The organism is Trichlorobacter sp. (assembly GCF_030247655.1).
Lineage (GTDB): Bacteria > Desulfobacterota > Desulfuromonadia > Geobacterales > Pseudopelobacteraceae > Trichlorobacter.
The window spans coordinates 1-3,169 of sequence record NZ_JAOTRZ010000284.1; the positions used below are offsets into that span (position 1 = coordinate 1).

Here is a 3,169-nt window from a genome sequence, read left to right on the forward strand (position 1 = left end):
TCCAGAAACAGGCTGCCGCGATCTGCAATATCAACCAGACCACGACGATCCTGATCAGCCGAAGTATAGGCCCCCCGCTGGGTGCCGAAAAGCTCCCGTGCCAACATCTCACCACGCAGACTTGAACAGTTCAACTCGACAAATTCATACTGGGCACGGCCCCCCTGCTGGTGAATCCACTTGGCCAGCATCCCCTTGCCGGTGCCGGTTTCACCGGTGATCAGCACCGGGTGGCCGTTATCGGCAGCCACCCTGGCCATCTGTTGCACCTCCTGCATCTCCTGACCTGCACCAAAAAAAATACCCTGTTGTTTTTCCAGCCGCTTGCGGGCAACCGACTGCCGCTTGAGCGTTCCCAGCTCCAATGTTTTTAACAGCGACATGGAAAGCGCCGCCATATCAAGCGGCTTGGTCAAAAAATTATCAGCCCCGCGCTGCATCGCCTCAACCGCCAGGGGGATAGCTCCGGCACCGGTCACCACAATAATCGGCACCAGATTCTGGGTTTCCCGTTCAGCACTGATGAAATCCAGCCCATTACCGTCAGGCAGATTGATATCAATGATAATCAGATCAAAACGGTGCTCTGCCATCAGTCTGGTCGCCTCGGCCAGTGATCCTGCCTCGCTGATCTGGTAACCGTCCTTTGAAAAATAGCGCACTATCCCGAAGCGGGTAACAGCACAGTCTTCAATCAGTAAAATCTGCGGTTTCATGACAGGCACTCCTCAGAGGCCCGGGGCAGCTGCAGCGTAACCGTACAGCCCGGCTCAGGATAATTGTTACAGATCTGCACCATCCCTCCCATCTGTTCAATGAACTGCTTCACCAGGGCCAGACCCAGACCGGTCCCTCCCCGGCGGGTAGTGAAGAACGGCTCAAAGACCCGTTCCAATAACTCTGGAACGACCCCGCTACCGCGGTCAACGACCCGGAGCAGTATCTGCCCGCCGACAAGATCCGGTTGAGCCGTTTCCAGTACGAGCCGTATGGCACTGGCTGACTGACTGTGCTGCCCGGCATTATCCAGCAGATTGAAAAGCACCTGTTGTAATCGGTCAATATCAGCACGGACCATAACGTTTTCCAGTGTCGACGGGATCTCCAGATCAATTGCAAGGCTGCCCGTCTGATTGCTCCGCTGCCACAGTTCCACGGTCTGGCGGCAGAATTCAGCCAGTGCCAGCGGCACCAGCTGATCTTCCTGCTGACGCCGTCCCAGACTGAGCAGGTCGTTCATCAGCCGGGCAAGCCGATCAACCTGGGAACGAATATGCTCAATATAGGGGGTCAGGGTTTGGTTGCCCTCAACCCCCTCTTCCCGGAACAGGGCTTCGGTTACCGTCAGGATGGCATTCAACGGGTTCCTGACTTCATGGGCCACCCCGGCTGCAAGCTGGCCGATGTACTCCAGACGCTGCGCTTCAACCAGCTGACGTTCAAGCTCCTTGCGTTCTGAAATATCCGTAACAAAACCGCACCAGATCACACTGTTATCCGGCTGGCGCTGGGGACGGGAGTTTCCCTGAAACCAGCGTACTCCCCTGGAAGGGATAGCAGCTCGAAATTCATGATGCCATGGGTTAAGGGTCTCAGCTGATTCCTGAATTGATGCCATCAGACCGGCCAGATCTTCAGCAACAATTTTATTAAAAACAGGCGATGCATCAGACTGCAACTCTTCCGGCTGCAGCTCAAACAGATCAAGAATGGATTGGCTTGCATAGGGGATACTGTAGTGACCATCGGAGAAAAGCTGAAACTGGTAGATCCCGCCTGGTACCTGCCGGGAGATATTGTTGAGCAGGTCATAACTCCGCTGCAGGGCGCTGTTGCACTGTTCAACCTGCTGTTCCAGCGCCGTCTGGTTAGTACGAAGCGCACATTCCTCTTCTTTCTGACGGGTACTATCATAGCAACTGCCGATATAGCCGCAAAAGCAGCCATCAATGGCATAGTGAGGGGAACCGTGATCAATAATCCAGCGATAGGAACCATCATGGTAGCGCAGGCGGTACTCCATGGTAAACGGTTGCCTGGCCTCAAACGCTTCCAGATAGGTTTTAAGACAACCGGCCAGGTCTTCTGGGTGGATTCCCTCCATCCAGCCATCGCCCAGCTCCTGTTCCAGCGTCCGACCGGTAAAGAGCAGCCAGGTCTGATTAAAATAGTCACAACGGGCATCCTGCCCTGAGTGCCAGATCAGGGCAGGAAACTGTTGGATAATCTCTGCACGGCCAATCGTTTCTCCTGAATCATCCAGCAGAGAGCACACCATTTTCCGGTGAGGAGCCATAGACACTGACCTCCAACAAAAGCGGGAGATGCGCTGCTTGTAACCGAACCATAACGCTTGTCTCAAAATAAGACAACAAAAAATCATCCAACTCAACAATACCAAAATATGCGTTAAATATCGTAAAGTTAGCATGTACGGCACGTTTTTTGATAGTACAAAGCAAGCTATCAGGAGTCCGTATGCCACCGCCATCTCTACATACATCCATGAGGCCGCTACGAAGAGGCATCGCCGCCCTGATGGCAACCATCTACCTGCTGATTGGAGTGGGACCGTTGACTTCGCTGGCGCTGCAGCCACTTCATCATGCCCACGACGGCCGTCCCGCCTGCAGCGGAGACTGCAAGCGGGACGGCTGCTCTCTGCAAAGCCAGTTGAACCATACCTGTTGTTGCTGGAAGAAAAAACAACAGGAAAACCACCTCTCTGAACCTGCTGCTGCCACGGCTGACTGTTGCCACACCACGCTGCCTGCCGAAACGGTCAAGGCAGTACTGGAAGAGACCATCACTACCCAACCGTCTGTGCTGCCTGAACCACAGGCAGCACAGACGGTGCTCACCTGCGGCTGCCCCTGCGATGACAGCAGTCAGACCGCATTGTTTAACAGCCATGGCAATGAAATCATACCGTTTTTCCACAGGGTGGTCATTGTGCCACCTGAAGAACCACCCTACCGCCTTTCCCCCGGCAGCACACTGCATTCGCTCTCCTCCAAGCCGTTGGTACCCCCTCCAAAGCCTGTCTGATTCGACAATCAGCGTCGTCATCATTACTGCTGCTTACGAACAGAGAGCCAGGGAGGCGTATCACCATGACGGTACACCAGCTTTCGCTGCTGGCGCTGCTGCTGACACTGATAGCCCAGAC

General features: G+C 54.6%; 3 protein-coding genes. 1 reads left to right on the top strand and 2 read right to left on the bottom strand.

Annotated features, from left to right (window positions below):
- The coding region (locus OEL57_RS15655; protein ID WP_300741754.1) for a sigma-54-dependent transcriptional regulator at positions 1 to 716 on the bottom strand (716 nt) is incomplete at its 3' end.
- Positions 713 to 2,296 carry a PAS domain-containing sensor histidine kinase gene (locus OEL57_RS15660; RefSeq protein ID WP_300741756.1) on the bottom strand — a complete coding sequence of 528 codons (1,584 nt, stop codon included), beginning with the start codon at positions 2,294 to 2,296 and terminating at the stop codon, positions 713 to 715. The genes OEL57_RS15660 and OEL57_RS15655, both read right to left, overlap by 4 nt.
- A gap of 182 nt (positions 2,297 to 2,478) precedes the next feature.
- Between OEL57_RS15660 and OEL57_RS15665 the strand changes: the two genes are divergently transcribed.
- The gene (locus OEL57_RS15665) at positions 2,479 to 3,048 is read left to right on the top strand and encodes a hypothetical protein (RefSeq protein WP_300741757.1); all 570 of its coding nucleotides are present in this window, start codon (positions 2,479 to 2,481) and stop codon (positions 3,046 to 3,048) included.
- Positions 3,049 to 3,169: the final 121 nt, after the last annotated feature.